This is a genomic window from Shewanella fodinae (genome assembly GCF_014651955.1).
In the GTDB taxonomy this organism is placed as follows: domain Bacteria; phylum Pseudomonadota; class Gammaproteobacteria; order Enterobacterales; family Shewanellaceae; genus Shewanella; species Shewanella fodinae.
In genome coordinates, this window is sequence record NZ_BMXW01000009.1 from 1 (window position 1) to 20281 (window position 20281).

Sequence of the window (20281 nt, forward strand, 5' to 3'; positions counted from 1 at the left end):
GGTTTCTTCAACAACCGTCAAGTGTTCGAGTAAGTCCATCAGGGCTGCTAATTGCGAAATGGGCAGCCATTAGATCACAGCATAGAGCTACAACTCAACACGGGCTAAAAAGTACGATCCCGCCCTGATGTACACCTGCCGCATTAACGTTCCCTCTCTAAATTGGTAAGGTAATAGTTGTAACTGTCCACACTCAATGCGTAATATTGTCCAACCATTGCTGGTGCAATGGTCCCGGCCAATACAAAACTATTTTTATTTGCCAAATTGTGCACATACTGTATCAGCTCTACCTGCCTGCACACCTCACCAAAATAGTTTCTCCTCCACCTTCATATAAATTTCTTGACTCATCAATAATCTCCATTTTTTTAATACACGCTTCCGGAACAGGTTTAGTCATATAGATTAGTTTTTTAAGTCGCTCCAAACTGGGCTTTTTATCCCCTGTCGGAGAAAAATCAACCGCTTGAAATTCGTAATAGTCACCACCTCCATATTTTGATTTAAGAGAAATTATCCAATTTCGATAGTCTGTATTACTATTCAAATCGAAAAATCGATTATCAATAGTTATGCAACCATAGAATATGATTGAAAATAAGATAACTACTAATAATTTATTCATAGTAATCCAAAGAATATTTTAATTTGATGACATCCATTTAATCAACTTTTTATGAAAATAGATGACTTTATGATTATCCATCGGTAGAAGGGAATTGGTAAAGTCGAGAGCAAAATTCACATCTTTGACCTTTTTAGGCAACTTAAAGTATACGTTGTAACAGTTATCTACAAATTTACTGCCAGTATACAAATTCTCTGTTTTATCACCAAGCTCTACGCTATGAGTTCCCCAACCATCAAAGGAGTTATCGAAACCACAAAATTTAGTATGATGATTATCAAATTTCATAACCTTATAAGGCTTGATGAAATACTGTTCAAAACCATCAACCTTCATGATCAGCCCGATATTATTTGCTATTAACTCGACATCCATCTTCAAGGGTTTTACACCCAATGCGAGTATAATTTTATCGTCAAAAAATTGATCATCGGGCCAACGTTCCATCTCAATGCCCAGTATGGCAAAGCCTCGGTACTTAGTTTCGTAATTAGTCAGTGATAACGACAGATTAAGATCAGAAAATTCAATAATATTATCCAGGCCTTTATTATACTTATACACCTTTGTGTCTGGAACAGAACCCCATGGATTGGTTGAAGGAACACTTGCCACCTCCAGTATGGTGGTAGTGCAACCACTAGTCACTAGAATAAGTGTTAACCATAATAGTTTCATAAGTTATTCCTTCACCATATTTTTATAAAAATAGTCATAACTATAGATACCGTATGCACCGTACTGAACAGCAAAAACAGGAGGTATTGACCCAATAGTAAATGCTGTTCCATACCAAGTGTTTTCCATACCGAAAGCATGCTCTGTCATACCAAAAAAACTATCATGGGTAATTGATGCTCCCCTTACACCGGGAATGTTCTGTGACAAAAAGCTCATGAGTGAACTGGACTCACCCATAAATCCAAGGTTTTATAAAACACTATTAGGCTCAATTCCTTGAGCTATTAATATAGCTTTTGCCTCTGAAACTGGGACTCCTATTAAGTTCTCGAACTCTCGCTTACTCATAGTCCCCCCCATTCCTGTGTTATCACTCCACTCATCCAACCAATCAACATTTTTGTAGTTATCTATCCATTCTTTTTTCAAAATACCGCTAGGTTTTACCACTGCCTCACCTTGAGATGTCACAAGTGAAGTATTCGTTCTCGCAATGTAATCCATACCAATTTCCAATCCTTGCGCAAGGACTGCTAACTTAGCGCCTCGATTACAAGACCCTCCTGAAGCGGCCCCAGCCGAGCATCCACCTATAGCAGAAATAGATAAACGAGATACGGAATCTCATAGCCCAGTTCCCATACCACTTAACGCTCCGGCTACTCCGCCCGTAATTGCACCAGTTAATACCCCTTACTTGCACCACTTAGACTGCCGGTCATTATCCCACCTGCCGCTGCGCCTCCCGCAATTCCAGCAGCAATAGGCATCGAAGTGAAGCACACGCCGACGCAGTTTCCATCATCCCCTGAACTAATCCAGATACTGCACCAAACGTATAATAAGTTGCAACAGCAGCTACAACGACCTTCCAATACTTCTTCACAAACTTTTTCAAACCACTAAAAAAGTATTCACTTGGATCGGTATAGCTCATCAGGTTATTCAGCACATAGCTATATCTGTTGTAGCTCTGGCTATTGGTTGGTTCCTGAATATTGGGATCAGCCTGCATGAAGCGCCCGATGGTGGCATCGTAGATCCGACCGTTTATGTGAATAAGGTCTAAGTGTTCGATTCCTTAGTGCCCGGTATAGCCTTTAGTGGCAGCTGGCGCAATATAGTTGGCTAACAGTCTGCTGGTGAATGTGGCCGTTTGCTTGCCCCAAGGGTCGCTAATAAATTGCTGTACCACTGCGCCAGCACTATTGGTCACCGTGGTAGTGGAGCCTTGATAATCCTTATGCAAGTATAATTCATCAGAGGTACTATTTACTGCGTTTGGTGATGACCACATTGCCAATATACAGCTTTTGCTCAATTAAGGCTGTTTTGCCCCCACCGCGAAATTGGTGGCTGTCCTATATCCACCACATATCAGAATTCCAAAAGTCATGTACATTAGAAATCGCGAATTCAACGCCGAAGTACAACACTCAACAAATTAATCAGCCCTGGGTAATTTTTCAAACACGACTGCTGATTGTGGCTTTTTTTCAAATAGCGAAAGCACAAAGTTATTTCCAGTAAATCAGGATAATATCCTGCCTTAATGGAAAATAATCAACTACGGATCAAGAGCTATGAGCCTGTTTTTTGTGCTGCGATAAGCACCGCATTTTTAGGAAACAAAGTCGCTGATTGTTTAAACCAAAAGTTATTATCAGCCTTATATCAACAATGACTTAATTTTGATTGATATCATTTACCTAATTTATTCAAAAACAAATACTGCATCATCAATATAATATTTTTTCATCATTTTTTATAGTTACATCCATTCTCATTAATGAAGAACCATCTAAACTCAAATATAATTTTAGATTAGTTATTCCTAAAACATGTTCGATTACGGATGTCTCATTCTCGATAGTATCTATTCTTAACCCAGATATATCACTAACTCTACTCAAAGTATCTACTAATCTTTCACATCCATAACTCTTACAATCTAGTAACCTTACCTTTAATATTACTTTATCAGGGCCTCCAAGTTGTGACATTAAATCAGCTCCATTATATTTTTGACCATTATCAATCTTAATAAAAAATAAAGATATAAAGTATAAAATAAATGCAATCATTACTAATTTTTTCACTTTTCATAAACCCTTAATAGATTTATCATCTACTAAAAAATTATTAAATTACTTCATTTTGAAGAATAACTCTTTAATGTTTGTGTATTATTTAGCTGAAAATACAATCCAGCAATATGCCATAATTCATAATTTTGAGTTAAAAAATTTATATTACTTCCATATCCTATACCATATTTTAATGTAATACTATTATAACCAGCCTCTCCAAATTTATTTGAATTAGACATCAACCATGAAGTCCATGAAATAGAGATATCGGCAACGATGCACCAATTTGTAGGTGCAATCCCAAATTTATTATTAATCCATTTTGTGTTTGATTAATTTGTACCATTGATTTTGCTACTGCACTGTAAGTAGCCGAAGTTACAGAATAACAATATATTCTAATAGTACCTTCTAAGATTGTGCCATCATCAGAAAAAAAATAGACCTAAACTATTATTGGTAACAGCATTAATTGTTATAGTCCAAGAGTCAGGTTCTTTATCAGCAGAATCGGAGGAAAACGTCATTTATTTTCTTATTACAATAGAAATAACCCGCAGAGCACGAGATTTTCTATTTCCCCCACAAAAATTAATAAAATAATTACTTTCTATGATTTTTCTTTATAAACCTGAAATAAACAGGATCTGCACAAATCAAAGCATCAATCTTTTGATTTATATTGAAAATTTTTAACCTAACTTCAAAATTTTCAGAATTATATATGGCTAACGAAACCGTTTCAAGATTTTTGAAAAAGCACACCGCATCAAATTCATAGATAAAAAAATTATCATACTTTTCTATTACACCACTTATATTAAATTCTATTTCCGCATCACTAAAAAGCATTACCTCATTAAATTTATCTAACCCAAACTTTGACTTAGCAAAATCAAATGTTTCTTGAAAAGCATTTATAAAAGCCATTTTATGTTTATCTTCAGACAAACTACTTAAATCATCATATGCTACTATTAATGAATCATTTGTTTCCGTTAATGCCATCTCCATGGTCTCCCATTATTCCACCAACTCGTCCCCGGAAATCTCACTTTCCCATATAGTGGCTTTGTTTCCTAATAGCGAAAAAACAACATTATGAGCTCTAAATCAGGATAATATTCTGCCTCGTGAAAATAATCAACAACGGAACAAGGGATACAGGCTCGTTTCTCCTGTCGTGATAAGCGCTGTATAGCTGTTTATTCTTTTAGGAAACACAGCAGGAGCATGGCTAACGCTGAAATAGTGCCAATAATATACTCAACCAAACCATTAGAAAATCTGCACTATCTTGGATGACGGCGCCTTGACAGTTTTATCAACCATGCACAACCAAGTTACTTCATGGTGAAACGATAGCCTACTGGATAAAAATACACTTTATATTCGTGAGTCATTCCATCCTCAATCAAAGGTAACGTAATGGTAAAATACCCTTGTTCTCCGGCAAAGTTAGTATTTATCGCAACCAATTCACCACAGAGAATGGTGGGGTCAGAGCGTAACTCTGAAGTTACCAAACTGAAATCCGTTGTCCTATGAGGAATATTAATGCTGTCTCCCTGGTAAAAATCATAGAAAGCTTTTTCTGACAGTTCCGAGTAACGACATACCAATAACCCATTCTGGCCTCTTGCCAAACTGGGATAACGTTTAAGCTCTAAAAACTTAACAAGTGTTTTTTTACCAACACGATATTGGTCTAAAATAATACCCGTTGTATCTAGCTTTATTCCCGGCATTAACGAGGTGATAAACATTTCAATTCTGGCATTATTAAACATGCCTAAATCCTTTGGTTTTGGAGGATAATTATACATTCCTGAAATACTAAATTTGACTTGTACGCCATTAGCAAAAGTAAGCACTGGGCTGGTGATTTTGGAGTCATAACCCGTATCAATCGGTCCAAGATATTCTTCTGTATCGACTTTTTGAAAACCATACGCAGAGTGGGTGCCATAAACATAATAAGCACATCCCGGCAATAGACCTGCCAACAAAAAAATAGATAACCCCATGTACACCTGCCGCATTAACGTTCCCTCTCTAAATTGGTAAGGTAATAGTTGTAACTGTCCACACCCAATGCGTAATATTGTCCAACCATTGCTGGTGCAATGGTCCCGGCCAATACAAAACTATTTTTATTTGCCAAATTGTGCACATACTGTATCAGCTCTACCTGCCTGCACACCTCACCAAAATAGTTTCTCCTCCACCTTCATATAAATTTCTTGACTCATCAATAATCTCCATTTTTTTAATACACGCTTCCGGAACAGGTTTAGTCATATAGATTAGTTTTTTAAGTCGCTCCAAACTGGGCTTTGAATCGCCACTGATTTCCTAGACACCTTTTAGTTAGATAAACTAGCTAAAAAAAGAGGTGTCCATGAGCCATAAACGTTACCCCGAACAATTCAAAATCGAAGCAGTAAAACAAGTCACTGTTGCCGGTCATTCTGTTGCTGACGTTGCTCAGCGTTTAGGTACTACCACCCATAGTCTTTATGCTTGGATTAAGCGCTATGGTCCTGACTCTGAGGAACACCTTCAGCAGTCTGCTGAGTCCGCCGAAATTCGACGACTACAAAAAGAGCTCAAGCGCGTTACGGAAGAACGTGACCTGTTAAAAAAAGCCGCGGCGTACTTCGCAAGCCACCCCGAGTAAGATACGCCTTTATCCAAGAGCATCATCACAGTCACTCTGTGCGACAACTGTGTCGGCTGTTTGATGTTCATCCGAGCGGGTATTACGCGTGGAGAAGCTGCGCTAAGTCAAAGCGGCAACACGATAATGAACGACTGACAGGTCAACTAAAACAGTGTTGGCTCGAGTCTGGTGGTGTATATGGATACCGTAAACTCCATCGAGATCTGCGTGACCTTGGTGAACGATGCGGTATTAATCGTGTACATCGCCTGATGCAACGAGCAGGCTTGCGAGCGCAAGTTGGCTATCACAAACCGAGAGCACCTAGTGGTGAGCAACACGTTGTTACGCCAAATCGTTTAGAACGGCAATTCGATCCATTAGCGCCCAACAAGGCATGGGTAACGGATATTACGTACATCAAAACGCATGAAGGTTGGCTCTATCTTGGCGCTGTAATGGACTTGTTCTCACGTCGCATTATTGGTTGGTCAATGGGCAACAGGATCACCAAAGAACTTGCGTTAGATGCCTTATTGATGGCTGTGTGGCGTCGTAAACTTGATGGCAAAGTGCTGGTACACTCAGATCAGGGAAGCCAATACACCAGCCATGATTGGAGTGAATTTTTAAGTGCCCATGGTTTGGAAGGTAGCATGAGTCGTCGAGGCAATTGCCACGATAACGCAGTAGCCGAGAGTTTCTTTCAACTGCTGAAACGTGAACGGATCAAGCGAAAAATCTATGCAACAAGGGACGACGCAAAGATGGATGTGTTTAATTATATTGAGATGTTTTACAACCCGAAACGACAGCATAGTTCCAATGATGGACTATCACCGTTAGAGTATGAACGTCAGTATTTTAATGAGGCTAAAAGTCGTCTAGTGAAGTAGTGGCGATTCAGGTTGATAATTTTCAATTTTATTAGTGTTTACATAAACCGTTGTAGGATTGTCAGTTTTATACCACGCTCATACTGACGCTAACGTTATACCCCAGCAAAATTACTGACTAAGTCAAAACTAGCGGGATAGGCGGGCACGCAGTTCTGGGTTGTCTCGCTTTTGTTGTAACGCTTCAGCACCTTTCACTACCATCCGCAATTGCGTCACGAGTCGGTCAGCTAACAGCTTTCGATCTGACCGCTTCATATCCAACGCTGCTGCACCGGCATTAAACACCAAGATCACCAGCGCTTCAGCTTGTTCTCGGGCAAGATCGGGGCTGCGGCCGGCAGAATCTTCAACATAATGTGACAATTCAGAAATGAAGTGCTCGATTTCACGCTCAACGGCGGCGCGGAAGGCGGCTGATGTGCCAGAACGTTCGTGTAGCAAAATACGGAACACGTTGGGGTTGGATTCCAACACTTCCATAAAGGTTTCGACAGAAATACGGATCACGCTGCCACCAGCTTCGGCTCGCTGGCGACCTTTGCGCATCATCTGCCGCAAAGCTAGCCCGCCTTCATCGACCATGGTCAGACCCAGTTCATTCATGTCCTTGAAATGGCGATAAAATGAGGTAGGTGCAATATTGGCCTCGCGAGCCACTTCACGCAGACTCAGGCTGGAAAAACTGCGTTCTGCACTTAGTTGGTTAAATGCAGCATCAACCAATGCTCTGCGGGTTTTCTCTTTCTGTTGCGCTCTTACACCCATATTTTTGCCCTACTCTTAAGCTGTTAGGCAGATAATACCTGCTTTGACAGATAAACAAAGACCCTTAGACCAAAGGTGTGATTGGCTAAGCCTTGCATTTTGGCTTACACTTGTAAGCCCAATATCTTCGGGATGACATATATGAAGCAGCCACCCCTTATCTGGATTAACGTCCTTTTCTTTATCAGTACCTTTGCCGGAGCCTGTATACTCGTGCCCTGGCGCGGATTCAGCCATGGTTTTGATGCTGTAGAGTGGAGCTGGTTTGTGATACTGGCTTTTGCGGCTGGCCTCTCCATCACCGCGGGATATCACCGCTTATGGTCCCATAAAGCCTACAAGGCACATCCGCTGGTGCGAGTGTTATATGCTCTTGGCGGGGCCCTAGCATTTCAGAACAGTGCGTTGCACTGGGCCTCGGATCACCGGGTGCACCACAAGCATGTAGACAACAACGACAAAGACCCTTATTCAGCTAACAGAGGTTTCTGGTTTAGCCATATTGGTTGGATGTTACGAGAGTATCAGCCGGAGCGTTATGCCGATTACAGTAATGCTCGCGATCTACAACAGGACGCAGTGGTGATGTGGCAGCATAAATATTACCTGTGGCTGGCGGCGCTGATGAATATTGGCTTACCTCTACTGCTGGGTTGGTTGCATGGCGATGTGCTGTCAATGCTACTGCTGGCTGGATTATTGCGGTTGGTGGTGGTACATCACTGTACTTTCTTTATTAATTCGCTGGCCCATGTGTGGGGACGTCAGCCTTATACCGACCGCAACACGGCGAGAGATAACGGTATTTTAGCGCTACTGACCTACGGCGAAGGCTATCACAACTTTCACCATATATTTGAACATGACTACCGTAATGGTATTCGTTGGTGGCACTACGATCCCACCAAATGGTTGATCCGGACCTTAGCTTGGTGTGGTTTAGCAAGTGAGCTACGGCAGGTACCACAAGAGAAAATTGCCGCTGCCAAGTTTCAGATGCAATTAAAGCGGGCCCAGAAACGTTTAACACACCTGACGAATGCCGATGAGTTGCTAGAACGAGTGCAGCGAGAATATGAAGAATTGAAGCAGCACCTGCTGGCCTACTATGAAGCCAAAAAACAACTGTTGGAGGCCAAACGCCATCAACTAGCGCACGAGCAGCTTTTACCTCAAGTGGCCGAACTAAAACGTAGCTTTCGCCAGCAACAGCGTCACTGGCAACAGCTGACGGCGAGTCTTGGTGGCTAATCCGCAATTTATTGATAATCGCGACATAGTCAGCTTGTAACGCAGCCGTTTAGGGTTAAGATCGGAGCTTCGCATCCAACGATATGGAGTCTCAGATGTCCGAAGCTCAGATTAAACTTACCGAGTACAGCCACGGCGCTGGCTGTGGCTGTAAAATTTCTCCCAAAGTGCTCACGACAATTCTCGCTTCACAACTGCCGGGCTTTACCGATCCCAATTTATTGGTAGGGAACCAGACCCGAGATGACGCTGCGGTATACAAACTGGATGAGCACACTGGCATTATCAGTACCACCGATTTCTTCATGCCCATTGTGGACGATCCATTTACCTTTGGCAGAATAGCGGCCACTAACGCCATCAGTGATGTTTATGCCATGGGCGGCACACCATTGATGGCCATTGCCATTCTGGGCTGGCCGGTCAGCAAACTGGCACCGGAAGTGGCCCAGCAAGTGGTGGACGGTGGCCGCCAAGCCTGTGCAGATGCCGGGATCATGCTGGCGGGAGGTCATAGCATTGATGCACCGGAACCCATTTTCGGTTTGGCCGTTACCGGTAAAGTTGATTTGGCGCATCTGAAGCAGAATGACACCGCTAAGGCAGGCGACCTACTGTATCTGACTAAACCACTGGGGATTGGCATCCTAACCACGGCCCAGAAGCAAAAGAAACTGGCAGAAGCAGATAGTCACATCGCCCCAGACGCTATGTGCCAACTGAACAAAATCGGTGCCGAAGTCGCACGCTTAGCAGGCGTAAATGCGATGACGGACGTCACCGGGTTTGGGCTGGCTGGGCATTTACTGGAAGTGTGTCAGGGCGCAAAACTGACTGCTACGCTCAATATTGCCAAGTTACCGTTGTTACCCAAAGCGGAAGAATATTTGGCTAAGGGCTGCATCCCCGGAGGAACCCACCGCAACTTTGACAGTTACGGTGAACATCTGCCTGAGCTAGACGAGCGGCAGAAAGCCTTACTGTGCGATCCACAAACCAGCGGCGGCTTGCTAATCACCGTAGCGCCTGCACAGGAAGCGGCACTGCTGGATGTATTGGCCACCCACGGTGTCACTGGTTATAAAATTGGTACGCTGTCAGAACGCCAGCCACATGCCGAATGGATCCAACTGCAATAATGAGTCAATCTGTGGTTGCCGCTGCGGTCTATCGTGAAATTTTTCTTAATGATAGGCCGCTTATCGATTTACGGGCCCCCGTAGAATTTGCGAAGGGGGCCTTTCCAAGCAGTAACAATCTGCCGTTGATGACCGATGACGAGCGACAGCAGGTGGGTACCTGTTACCAACATCATGGGCCAAGTGCAGCACTTGCCTTAGGGCATCAGTTGGTTAATGGGGCAACCAAAGCCGCGCGCGTAGAGGCGTGGCTACAGTTTTATCAGCAACATCCCGACCTGTATCTTTATTGTTTCCGCGGTGGTATGCGCTCGCAGATTTCACAGGGCTGGCTGCGTGAAGCCGGCGTAGACATACCTTATGTTGCAGGCGGTTATAAAGGGATGCGGCAGTTTTTGTTACAAACGTTAGAAGCGCCGCAGTTAGCCCCCCAGATGCTGATACTCAGTGGCACTACTGGTTCGGGGAAAACCGATGTAATCCAACAACGACCTCAAGAAGCTGTCGATCTGGAGGAAACCGCAAATCATCGTGGTTCCAGCTTCGGTAAAGAATTAACACCGCAGCCGACCCAGATCAATTTTGAAAATCAATTGGCGATCGCCATCCTCAAACATCAGCAACGTCAGCCCAGTTGCCTGCTACTGGAAGATGAAAGTCATCTGATTGGTCACTGTTTTATTCCAACACCTTTTTTTAACAACATGCAGGCGGCCAATATGGTGGTGCTGGAAGCGCCCTGGCAGCAAAGATTACAGCGATTGCTGGAGCAATATGTCCACAAAATGTGCCGTCAGTTCTGTCAACGTGATGGCGATGAAGCTGGTTTTACCGCCTTTACGCAATATCTATATCAAAGCATCAACGGTATCCGTAAACGCTTGGGATTACAGCAGGCGAGCGAGTTACAAGCATTGATGACGCAGGCACTGCAAGAACAGCAACAACGTAACAATACTGCATTACATCTGGAATGGATCGCCCTACTGCTGACGCGTTATTACGATCCTATGTATGAATACCAGTTACAGCAAAAGGCTGAGCGGATTTTATTTCGGGGCGATCAGGCGGCAATCAACCAATGGTTGGATGAACGTCAAATCTAAACGGCTTTGAGGATATGTTCCCAAGCCAATTCTGGTGCGCCCATCACTATAAAATTGGGATTTTCCAGTGTGTCGCGCTCGTTATAGGTCAGTGGCTGCAATGAAGTATCCAGCAGACGACCACCGGCTTCCTCGATAATAATCTGCGCAGCGCCAGTGTCCCATTCTCCGGTAGGACCGACACGCACATAACAATCGGCACGCCCTTCGGCCACCATGCAACTCTTCAGTGCCGCGCCCCCTAAAGGCAGTAGTTCACAATGCTCAGGCTCTCTGAATAACCGCAGAACTTTTGCCGGATCCTGACGCCGACTAATTGCAAGCCGTAAGTGTTGTGCTGGCGCGGGTTGTCGGCTGTGAATACGTTGCGCAACGCCGTGGTGGCGAATAAAAGCGCCGTGGCCCACAACCGCGTAATAACATTTTTCCGACATTGGCACATACACCACACCCAACACGGGCCGATGCTGCTGCACCAACGCAATAATCACCGAAAAGTCACCACTGCCTGCAATAAACTCCCCGGTTCCATCCAGCGGATCCACCAGCCAGTAGCTGGACCAGTGTCCACGCTCGGCCAACGGGATATCGGATGCTTCTTCGGACAGTACCGGAATGTCAGGTGTTAATTGACTGAGACGTTGAGTGATCAGTTCGTGCGCTGCAATATCTGCCGAGGTGACTGGGGTCAGGTCGTCTTTTATGTTCTGCTGAAAACTGCCCTGTTGATAGATACCGCGGATCATCTTGCCCGCGTCGCTAGCTATTGCTATGACCTGTTCCAGCAACTCTTCTGGCTTCATAACCACTCCAACCTCATTGCAGAGGAAATTAAAGTCAGCGGCCGGTTTCTCGGCACCATCTCTTTGCGGGTTCAACCCATTATCCTTTAAGTTTCAGTCGCTCTAGTGCCAAAAACAAGGCACTGACACTACGAGACTCAGAAAAATCGCTCAATTCCAGCAAGCCACGCCATTCCGGTAACGCCCAACGGACCATTTCAATCGGCTCCGGCTCATCGCCTTCTAAACGGCTCTCGTACAGATCTTCTGCCAGAAATATCTGCATCTTGCTGGCAAAATAGCCTGGAGCCAGGCTCAATTCTTTTAAATGCACTAGGTGACGGCTACCGTAGCCAATCTCTTCCTGTAGTTCTCGGTTGGCAGCCTGCTCCGGAGTCTCGCCAGGGTCAATCAGACCTTTAGGGAATCCCAGTTCATAGCTATCGGTGCCAGCGGCGTATTCGCGCCCCAGCAACAGCCACTGTTGCTGCAGCACTGGCACTATCATCACGGCACCACGAGAGCCGCCTTTCATTCTTTCGTAATAACGTTCCTGCTGATTGGAAAAACGTAAGTGCACCTGTTCTATATGGAATAGGCGACTCTGAGCGACAGTTTCTGTAGCAAGAATTTCCGGCTTTTGCTGCCGTTTGCTCATTCAGGCCTCGCTTGCCAACTGAAAAAATGTGATATAGGTTGCAATGTTATACCAATTAGCAGGAATTAACAGAGGCTGGCATGTTCCCCTGGGCGCAAATTGACACTGTATTACTGGATATGGATGGCACTCTGCTGGACCTGCATTTTGACAACTATTTCTGGCTATCGCTGGTGCCTGACACCATTAGCGTGCAAAGAAATATCAGTCGCTCAGAGGCCCAACAGCTGGTACAGCGCGCTTATCTACGGGTAGAGGGAACACTGCAATGGTATTGTCTGGATTACTGGGCGCAGGAGTTGCGGCTGGATATTCTGGCATTGCACCTCAGCATTACGGATAAAATCCGCCTGCGTCAGGATACCGTGCCGTTTCTGCTGGCATTACAACAAGCGGGGAAAAGACGGATATTACTGACCAATGCCCATCCACATAGTCTGCAACTGAAACTGCAACATACGCATCTAGACCAGTATCTGGACGTCGTACTATCAAGTCATCAACTGGGTGTTCCCAAAGAATCCCCACTGTTCTGGCAACAAGTATTTGCACGTTTTCAACTACAACCAGCGCGTTGCCTGTTTGTGGATGACAACGAAAACATCTTACTCGCCGCCAGGGAGGCGGGCATCCAGCATCTGTTGGGGATCAATAATCCCGACAGCAAACGTCCAAACACCCGTTTTACGCATTTCCCTTCGATCAGTGATTATCAATTGCTGACTCAGGGGTTGGCTGTTAGCACCCCATAAAAAAAGCCGGACATTGCCGGCTTATTATGTTGTGGGGCCATTACAGACCAGGAATGCGACCATTATATTTCAATGGATAGTTGCCACTCGCATCCGGTTTGCCCAGTAATATTAGCGAATCCTGCAAGTCCTTTGACTGAGCGTCCGTACGGCGCATGCGGCCGTTAACTTCCATCTGCAGCTTATCTTTTAGCAAAATCGTCCCCGCGACGCCAATGGCATTTTTTTGATCGTCAGTGGCCAACTGCAACTGTCCTTGAACACATTGCAGTGTGAATTCAATATTGCCCAATGGATAAGTACCAAACTGGTTATTCAAGCCAATTTGATTCAAAAGTAATTTACCGTTAAGTGCGGCACACCAAGGTTGCCCCTGTACCGCATTATCCAGTATCAGTGACACGTCACCACTGAGCACAGTTTTAAACGGGAGATGGCTATTGCCCACGAGAAAACTCACAGGGGCATGCAAGCGCAACGCCTTGGCTCGGACACCAGAGGCCGACCAACTCACTAAACCACTACCGTTGACGGCACTGCTGCGATTACCTAACTGTAGCTGAGCCTTTATAGACCCCGTCAACAATGCCCAAGGACTGAGTTGCCAGCTCAGTTGCTCCAGTTGCCGTTGCCCAAACTTGGCGACTCCCGCCTGACCATGCCACAAACTGCCACTGACACCACTGAGCTGAACCCCAGCAGGCAAAGGCGCCAAGGCTACCGCAATTCGTGCCGGGAACAGCACAACCATAAACAGCAGATAAATCAGAATCCCGATTGCAATTTTACTGAACAGTTTCAAAACAATACCTTATGACTGAGATAGCTGAATACGTCTGACTTTTACCATACCCGGTTTTTCACCTTCGGCCACGTCTAGGCTGTCCAGCGACAACCCCTGTTTTTGCACCAATTCTCCCAGATAGGATAACAGGGCATCAAACGGCACATCATCCATCCACAGTTGGATCTGTTTGCCCTGAGGTTGCATGCGGGTGATGGCTAGACCATAGGCACTGGCACTTTGTGTCACCAATGTGCTTAAACTGCTGGTTTGCGCTGGACGACTTCCGGCTTTTTTTAGCGCGGCGATTTTCGCTGCACTTTGTTTGACAAACAATAGCGTCTGCTGCTGGGCGTTGAGTTGCACTTGAGCCTGCGTTTCGGCATTGCTCAGTGGTGTCCAAAGTCCCCAATAAAAAATGGCGATCAGTACGATGCCCGCCATGATGGTCACCAGCCGTTGTTCGCGCTGCGCCAGCGAGGCCCACCATTTTTGCAAATTTTCCATGTTATTTGCTCCTCAGGGTCAGAGTACTGGTGACGGCACCTTCAACGCTGTTCATGGCACCGGCGTCCAATTGAAAATGGTCGCCAGCCAGCGCTTTGAATTTCTCAATTTGGGCATAATCTTTGGCTGTTACCTGCATCCTGATTTCACTGCGGCTACCGTCGAATCGCAAATTGTTGGGTTTAAGCTCGGGGACTTGTTTGAAGGCCTGCTGCAAATTGCCCAGCATTTCAAACAGCTCGCCGCCAGCACCTTGGCCCTGCAAGGATCGCAGTAACGACTCCATCTGCGACCGCACATTGACGATGCGACTGTTGCCCGCTACCTGGCGATAGAGGGTTTCGGTCTGTGCCTGCAATGCGGCGGTCTGACTATGTAACTGATAAATATTGAGCCCTTTGTTGGCCACTCCCAGAACTAAGGCGATTGCCGCAACAACCGCGACCTTTTTCCAGGGCAGTAACTGCTTGCTGTACTCACGTTTAGGGGTGTAACGACCACATAACAGATTAAAAGGCGCGTCCAGATAGCCTTGAGCCATGATTAATAATGGCAATTCCAACGGCTGCGGCTGGCAATCGGCACCTTCCGCAGCAAACTGGCTGTAGCAAGCGATGGCAGGAGGAGTGTCACGCTGTTCGAGCAATGTAGGAAACAATACATCAAACCAATCGCGGCTAACGCTGATACCATCGGCAATGCCCCGGCGTAGCAGCATTTGTCCATGAAATTCCATCAACGCCCAATCCATTCCCTGCAGCGGCAGTGCCAGACAGTCTGGCACCAGCTTGCGTGGTTTCAGACCCGCATCTTGCAACCAAGACAGCCATTCCTGCACGAGACTATGGGCCACTACGGCAACGTGCAAAGTATCACCATCACGAGGCCCCGGTACAAAGTGCAACTCATCAACACTTTGCGCCAGTGACTCTTCCAGCATGAAGGGCAACGCTTTCAGCGCTTGGCGCTGGCCTTTTTCCGGCAAAGTCACAGTCGTCAGGCTGACCGCATCCCCAGCCACTAGTACATCTACGGCCCGATTACCTGCTCGTTCACTCAGTGTCGAGAGCGCACGGGCGTCCGCCAGCTCACCGGAGGCAATGATCTCCTGTTCCTGTTCAGACCACACCAACCAGGCACAAGGCTCATTGATGTTACTGCCTAAACGGATAAATAAGCGTTCACTCACTGTTATTCTCCACCATTCCCTAAGGGCAAAGGCCGTTACTATTGGGCTCCGTACTGACGGGTCAGCACTTCCAGTTTATTGCCACCAATCACGTGCAATACACTCTGCATATGAAATACCGCATCGTCCACTTTCGCTCGGCCATCCAATAGGAAAAACTTACTGGAGACGGTGAAACTGGATTTGAGTTTATCGTCCTGGCTAGCAATCGTGGTCAATGAACCTTGTTGCCAGAAGTCATCAATTTTATCAAAGCCATTGGCGGCTCGTTGATTAATAATGCTTTCTGCCTCACCCACTGAAATCTTATTTTCCAGCATTGCCGCTAACAAAGGCGCCTGCTCTACCTTCACGGTGTTGACGTTCAGTATCTGAGTATTATTGCCAGGGATCACACAGACATAAGGTAACAGTTTACGGTAAATCTCTTGGCTATACCCCAACACCGCCCGCAGTTCACTCCGATCACTCATTAAGGTGTTAGCTGCCCGATATGGTACTTTGCGCGATTCATATTCCGCATCTTCAGCACCGTAAGCACTAACATCGGTATCGGCATCCAGGTAATCCTTAAGGGTGTATGTCAGGCGTTCAGCATTAAATTCATCAACGCCCAAAGCAACCAACAACGCCGTGTACTGCCGTGCAGCTAATGGCAGGGTTTCGGTTTGCCCGGGTTTGGCTGTTGTTGCTTGGCTTAACGCATTCAAATTAAAACAACTACGTAAATCAGTAATAGTGCCGCCTATTTGCCCCGCTTCTGCTGGGAACACCACATTCGCCAAGGCCCAATATTGCTGCAGATGTACTCGGCCTTCCGAATCATCCAGATCCTGCTTGAGCACCTTACGCGCCAACTCTTCGGCGGAGATGGCATACCAGTATGCTTGATCATATTCCGCCAGATTGATTGTGCGCCGCACCGAGACCTGATTACGACCGCTGATGCTAACAGCAAGCACGGCGATGATGGCGACAACCAGCAGCACAACGATTAAGGCAACTCCTCGCTGTTTACGCTGCATAATTAGTCCTCGGCTTCCCGGCTACCACCGGTTTTAGCATCGGCATCGCCGTTACCTTGTTCCTCACCATTGGCGTCACCACCAGTCCCCGGCTGTTTGTCGTCTTTGCCATCTGGCGGGAGGTCATCATTCTGCCCACCCTGCGTGGCAGCGCCTGCCGGTAACAAAAACTTACGTATGATGGTGCCACGATCTTCAAGTTCTACTTCTATGGCAATGGCAACCGGCAATCGATTAAAACTCTGTTGATCGGCTTGCTGCCATTTTCCGTCAACAAAAAAGGCATACTTCACTGATAAGACTTTATCCATCAGCACCGTTTTAATCGGTTCACTGCCGATCTCCGGTTCTGGATAAGGGTAATACCAGCGTTGCAATTTGCCTTCTTGCACCACATAAGCCAGTGATTGAATGTTGCCTCTGGGGAGCAGTCCTCCAGGGTTGAGCCAACCGATACGATAAAACACCAGCGCCTGTGACTCTGAGTCCAGCAGGTTATTGCCCACCTGCATCACCATCTCAGTGCGGCTACCAGCCGCCGTGCGAAACGTGCGCGCCACCATCTGTCCCATATCCCGCTCAATACTGCCAAAACCTTGTTGCAGATAACGCAGCCGGGTGGAGAAGTCGCGGGTCACTTCATCGTCTTTAATAACGGTTTGCAGCACCGCGTTTGCCGCCAGTCCCAACATGGCAAAAATGCCAATGGCGACTAGCATTTCCAACAGGGTAAAGCCGCTATTCTTGGTTGAATACATAGCTGCTTACCTTAGTAATAATCCGCTTATATTTATCGCTATCACTGATGCTGATGCGGATCATGCGAAATTTATCGTCGGTGGTTTTTACGACTTCCTGGCGCCAGTACCAGGTTTTTCCCGCCATTTCCACGTGGCCTTCTTTGGTACCGAGTGACGGAAAACTTTCCTGCAATCTAGCATCAACCATCTGGTTATCCGCCACCCACTGCGCCAGTGTCTTTTCTTCCAATATCGGCAGATTAGTGACTTGGTCACCAATGCTTTTAGTGATGGCAACTGCCGCAACCGCAAATACCGCCAGCGCCACCATGACCTCCAGTAGGGTCATGCCTTTACTGCGTTGCATCATCAAACCTCCCCATCACCAGACGGCCGAGGTTATCACCGCTCACCAGTTGCTCATATTGCTGCTCGCCGCCATTAGCGATAAAGGTCAGCTCAAAGCCGGTCATCTCGCCGCTAGGTAGCAGCATGATCTGTGGTTCGGGATTTTTGTCATCTTTCTTGTCATCGTTGAAAGGCTTGTCATCGTCAAATAACGAATCTTTTTGCTCTTCCTGATCGAGCGGCAGCCCCTCTACTTGCAAATCGGTAGTGATACCCTGCGGTAGTTTATGTTCGGCCAACAGGTTATCACGTTGTAACGGCTGCCATTTATCATCCACGTAGACCACGTAGTGGTATGCATCTTTATCAACCACTATGCCGACAAACTGGCCGCTGAGCACGGCTTCATTTGTCACCGCCTCAGTTACCGTTATAAAACGCTGCGCCTCACGAGCCAGTTGCTGTTGCTGGTTACCGCCACCAATAGACAGTGTCACGGCTGCCGCCATCAGTCCCATCAGCAGCACCACCAACATCACTTCTAGCAGGGTAAAACCCTGCACTCGCAAGCGCTGCATATTATTGATATTTCTGTAGATTCCAGTTACCGATATCGTCTTCTGTACCGCTCTGCCCATCTGGACCGGCACTGAAAACATCAATTTTGCCGTGTTCACCAGGGCTCAACAGCATGTAAGGGTTGCCCCAAGGATCCTGTGGTAGACGTTTCACATAGCCATCTTCACGGTAGTTGCGGGGCTCTGGAGAAATAGTCGGCTTCTGTACCAGTGCCTCCAAACCCTGTTCAGTAGTGGGATATACGCTGTTATCCAGCTTATACATGTCCAGCTGGTTCTCCAGCGCCACAACATCGGACACGGCTTTCTGCCGATCCGCCTTCTCTTTGTTGCCCATAATGTTGGGCACCACCATGGAGGCAAGGATCCCCAGGATCACAATGACCACCATCATTTCCAACAGAGTAAAACCGCGTTGTCTGTCTTTGCGTTGCATTGCGTTACTTCCTCCTAAAAACGGTCAGTTGCCTTAGCCACTGACCATGTTGTTGAGTGCCAGAATGGGTTGCAGAATAGCCATCACAATGAACAGCACAATTACCGCCATACTGACCACCAACGCTGGCTCAAAAATCCCCAGCGCGATGTTGACGTTCGATTCAAATTCACGATCCTGGTTATCGGCGGCGCGCTCTAGCATCTGCTCCAGCTCGCCACTTTTTTCTCCCGAGGCAATCATATACAGCATCATGGGTGGGAACAGCTTGGTATTGGTCAGTGCTGCCCCAAGACTGGTGCCTTCTCGCACCCGGGCGGTCGCCTCAGTAACGGCATCGCGGACCCGCATATTCTGCATGACGTCACTGGCGATGCGCATTCCCTCCAGTAACGGCACAGAGCTAGCGCTGAGAATACTCAGTGTACGGGCAAAACGTGCGGTGTTGAGCCCCTTGCTCACTTTTCCCACTACTGGCATGCGTAGCAGAAACCCATCGTACTTCAGCCGGAAATCCGCTTTGAGCAACATGCGTTTAAACAACACGAGCGCCAGGATTATCACCCCCAGCACAATCAAGCCATAATCCTTGAGGAAATCAGAAGAGGCTATCAAGGCGCGGGTGGTTGCCGGTAACTCTTGTCCCATATGCTGGAACTGCTCCACCACTTTGGGCACCACGGCGGTGAGCAAAATAGAGATAACCGCGATTGCCACCAGCGTTAGCATTGTGGGATAGATCATGGCTTGGGTGAGTTTATTTTTCAGCTGTTGACGTCTTTCGGTGTAATCGGCCAAGCGGTTAAGCACCACTTCCAAATGACCGGAACGCTCGCCTGAGGCCACCATAGCACGATAAAGATCATCAAAAACGTGGGGAAATTCGGCCATGGAATCGGCCAGAGAATAACCTTCAACCACCCGCGAACGCACCGCCATCACCATAGAGGCCAAGCGATCTTTGTCACACTGCTGTGCGACTGCTTTTAAGGCCTCTTCTATCGGCAATCCTGCTGCAATCAGTGTCGCCATCTGGCGGGTAATCAACGCCAGCTCTGTTACCGAGATCCGTTGCCGACGATTTAACCAACCCGCTTTCGCGACCCTGGACTCCTTTTCGGTGACCTGAGTCAGCTCTAACGGCATCAGCTTTTGCTCTCTTAACTGACTGCGCGCATGCCGTGGGGTATCCGCTTCAATCACCCCCTTGACTTGCTTGCCCGCACTGTTGAGGGCTTTATAGTCAAACGCCGCCATT

Annotated in this window: 27 protein-coding genes; 5 read left to right on the forward strand and 22 right to left on the reverse strand. The window is 46.7% G+C overall.

Annotation, left to right across the window (positions count from 1 at the left end; translation table 11 throughout):
• Positions 1 to 289: 289 nt before the first annotated feature.
• The 10 genes from IE064_RS09715 to IE064_RS09760 form a co-directional block, all read right to left on the reverse strand.
• On the reverse strand, positions 290 to 628 hold the full coding sequence (locus IE064_RS09715; RefSeq protein ID WP_189617645.1) for a hypothetical protein: 339 nt from the start codon (positions 626 to 628) through the stop codon (positions 290 to 292).
• Between the two features lie 18 nt (positions 629 to 646).
• On the reverse strand, positions 647 to 1309 hold the full coding sequence (locus IE064_RS09720) for a hypothetical protein (RefSeq protein ID WP_133040270.1): 663 nt from the start codon (positions 1307 to 1309) through the stop codon (positions 647 to 649).
• A 3-nt stretch (positions 1310 to 1312) separates the two neighbouring features.
• Positions 1313 to 1549: a hypothetical protein gene (locus IE064_RS09725; protein WP_189617646.1), complete on the reverse strand. Its 237-nt coding sequence runs from the start codon at positions 1547 to 1549 to the stop codon at positions 1313 to 1315.
• A 12-nt stretch (positions 1550 to 1561) separates the two neighbouring features.
• Positions 1562 to 1816, reverse strand: a complete 255-nt coding sequence (locus tag IE064_RS09730) for a hypothetical protein (protein ID WP_189617647.1) — start codon at positions 1814 to 1816, stop codon at positions 1562 to 1564.
• Between the two features lie 217 nt (positions 1817 to 2033).
• Positions 2034 to 2390 carry an RHS repeat-associated core domain-containing protein gene (locus IE064_RS09735; protein WP_189617750.1) on the reverse strand — a complete coding sequence of 119 codons (357 nt, stop codon included), beginning with the start codon at positions 2388 to 2390 and terminating at the stop codon, positions 2034 to 2036.
• A gap of 3 nt (positions 2391 to 2393) precedes the next feature.
• Entirely contained in the window at positions 2394 to 2561 is a 168-nt protein-coding gene (locus IE064_RS09740; RefSeq protein WP_189617648.1) for a hypothetical protein, read from the reverse strand.
• Between the two features lie 490 nt (positions 2562 to 3051).
• Complete coding sequence (locus tag IE064_RS09745) at positions 3052 to 3411, reverse strand: hypothetical protein (protein WP_189617649.1); 360 nt, start codon at positions 3409 to 3411, stop codon at positions 3052 to 3054.
• A gap of 53 nt (positions 3412 to 3464) precedes the next feature.
• Positions 3465 to 3641, reverse strand: a complete 177-nt coding sequence (locus IE064_RS09750; RefSeq protein WP_189617650.1) for a hypothetical protein — start codon at positions 3639 to 3641, stop codon at positions 3465 to 3467.
• Positions 3642 to 4005: 364 nt separating this feature from the next.
• On the reverse strand, positions 4006 to 4410 hold the full coding sequence (locus IE064_RS09755) for a hypothetical protein (protein WP_189617651.1): 405 nt from the start codon (positions 4408 to 4410) through the stop codon (positions 4006 to 4008).
• Positions 4411 to 4745: 335 nt separating this feature from the next.
• Positions 4746 to 5429 carry a hypothetical protein gene (locus tag IE064_RS09760; protein ID WP_189617652.1) on the reverse strand — a complete coding sequence of 228 codons (684 nt, stop codon included), beginning with the start codon at positions 5427 to 5429 and terminating at the stop codon, positions 4746 to 4748.
• A 374-nt stretch (positions 5430 to 5803) separates the two neighbouring features.
• On the opposite strand from IE064_RS09760, the gene IE064_RS09765 reads away from it, so the two are divergent.
• Positions 5804 to 6960, forward strand: a protein-coding gene (locus IE064_RS09765) for an IS3 family transposase (RefSeq protein ID WP_189617653.1) whose coding sequence is annotated in 2 segments (ribosomal slippage) — positions 5804 to 6041 and positions 6041 to 6960 — 1158 coding nt in all. Because the reading frame shifts where the segments join, the coding sequence is not laid out codon by codon here.
• A gap of 129 nt (positions 6961 to 7089) precedes the next feature.
• Here the strand turns inward: IE064_RS09765 and fabR are convergent.
• The gene (fabR, locus tag IE064_RS09770; protein WP_133040274.1) at positions 7090 to 7728 is read right to left on the reverse strand and encodes an HTH-type transcriptional repressor FabR; all 639 of its coding nucleotides are present in this window, start codon (positions 7726 to 7728) and stop codon (positions 7090 to 7092) included.
• A gap of 141 nt (positions 7729 to 7869) precedes the next feature.
• Here fabR and IE064_RS09775 point away from each other — a divergent pair, with 141 nt between their 5' ends.
• From IE064_RS09775 to mnmH, 3 genes are all read left to right on the forward strand, one after another.
• Entirely contained in the window at positions 7870 to 8979 is a 1110-nt protein-coding gene (locus tag IE064_RS09775; RefSeq protein ID WP_189617654.1) for a fatty acid desaturase, read from the forward strand.
• 95 nt (positions 8980 to 9074) lie between these two features.
• A complete protein-coding gene (gene selD / locus IE064_RS09780; protein WP_189617655.1) occupies positions 9075 to 10118 on the forward strand; it encodes a selenide, water dikinase SelD in 1044 nt (347 codons plus the stop codon).
• Positions 10118 to 11224 carry a tRNA 2-selenouridine(34) synthase MnmH gene (mnmH, locus tag IE064_RS09785; RefSeq protein WP_189617656.1) on the forward strand — a complete coding sequence of 369 codons (1107 nt, stop codon included), beginning with the start codon at positions 10118 to 10120 and terminating at the stop codon, positions 11222 to 11224. Before selD ends, mnmH begins: the two co-directional genes overlap by 1 nt.
• Here mnmH and cysQ read toward each other — a convergent pair.
• Complete coding sequence (gene cysQ, locus IE064_RS09790) at positions 11221 to 12027, reverse strand: 3'(2'),5'-bisphosphate nucleotidase CysQ (RefSeq protein WP_133040278.1); 807 nt, start codon at positions 12025 to 12027, stop codon at positions 11221 to 11223. The genes mnmH and cysQ overlap by 4 nt on opposite strands.
• Positions 12028 to 12106: 79 nt before the next feature.
• Positions 12107 to 12664, reverse strand: coding sequence for an ADP compounds hydrolase NudE (gene nudE, locus IE064_RS09795; RefSeq protein WP_189617657.1), 558 nt, complete (start codon positions 12662 to 12664; stop codon positions 12107 to 12109).
• Positions 12665 to 12744: 80 nt separating this feature from the next.
• Between nudE and yrfG the strand changes: the two genes are divergently transcribed.
• On the forward strand, positions 12745 to 13416 hold the full coding sequence (gene yrfG, locus IE064_RS09800; RefSeq protein WP_189617658.1) for a GMP/IMP nucleotidase: 672 nt from the start codon (positions 12745 to 12747) through the stop codon (positions 13414 to 13416).
• Positions 13417 to 13456: 40 nt separating this feature from the next.
• On the opposite strand, the gene IE064_RS09805 is transcribed toward yrfG, so the two are convergent.
• The 9 genes from IE064_RS09805 to gspF are packed head-to-tail and all read right to left on the reverse strand — an operon-like array spanning position 13457 to position 20280.
• Positions 13457 to 14218 (reverse strand): type II secretion system protein N, encoded by a 762-nt coding sequence (locus IE064_RS09805; RefSeq protein WP_189617659.1) that lies wholly within the window; start codon positions 14216 to 14218, stop codon positions 13457 to 13459.
• 9 nt (positions 14219 to 14227) lie between these two features.
• Complete coding sequence (locus tag IE064_RS09810) at positions 14228 to 14707, reverse strand: type II secretion system protein M (protein ID WP_189617660.1); 480 nt, start codon at positions 14705 to 14707, stop codon at positions 14228 to 14230.
• Between the two features lies 1 nt (position 14708).
• Positions 14709 to 15896, reverse strand: coding sequence for a type II secretion system protein GspL (gspL, locus tag IE064_RS09815; RefSeq protein ID WP_189617661.1), 1188 nt, complete (start codon positions 15894 to 15896; stop codon positions 14709 to 14711).
• 38 nt (positions 15897 to 15934) lie between these two features.
• Positions 15935 to 16921, reverse strand: a complete 987-nt coding sequence (gene gspK / locus IE064_RS09820) for a type II secretion system minor pseudopilin GspK (protein WP_189617662.1) — start codon at positions 16919 to 16921, stop codon at positions 15935 to 15937.
• Positions 16922 to 16923: 2 nt separating this feature from the next.
• Entirely contained in the window at positions 16924 to 17679 is a 756-nt protein-coding gene (gspJ, locus tag IE064_RS09825) for a type II secretion system minor pseudopilin GspJ (protein ID WP_189617663.1), read from the reverse strand.
• Positions 17660 to 18028 (reverse strand): type II secretion system minor pseudopilin GspI, encoded by a 369-nt coding sequence (gene gspI / locus IE064_RS09830; protein WP_189617751.1) that lies wholly within the window; start codon positions 18026 to 18028, stop codon positions 17660 to 17662. Before gspI ends, gspJ begins: the two co-directional genes overlap by 20 nt.
• Complete coding sequence (gene gspH / locus IE064_RS09835; protein WP_189617664.1) at positions 18015 to 18587, reverse strand: type II secretion system minor pseudopilin GspH; 573 nt, start codon at positions 18585 to 18587, stop codon at positions 18015 to 18017. The genes gspI and gspH overlap by 14 nt, the downstream gene beginning before the upstream one ends.
• Position 18588: 1 nt before the next feature.
• Positions 18589 to 19023 carry a type II secretion system major pseudopilin GspG gene (gene gspG, locus IE064_RS09840; protein WP_133040287.1) on the reverse strand — a complete coding sequence of 145 codons (435 nt, stop codon included), beginning with the start codon at positions 19021 to 19023 and terminating at the stop codon, positions 18589 to 18591.
• 33 nt (positions 19024 to 19056) lie between these two features.
• Positions 19057 to 20280: a type II secretion system inner membrane protein GspF gene (gene gspF, locus IE064_RS09845; RefSeq protein WP_189617665.1), complete on the reverse strand. Its 1224-nt coding sequence runs from the start codon at positions 20278 to 20280 to the stop codon at positions 19057 to 19059.
• Position 20281 lies beyond the last annotated feature (1 nt).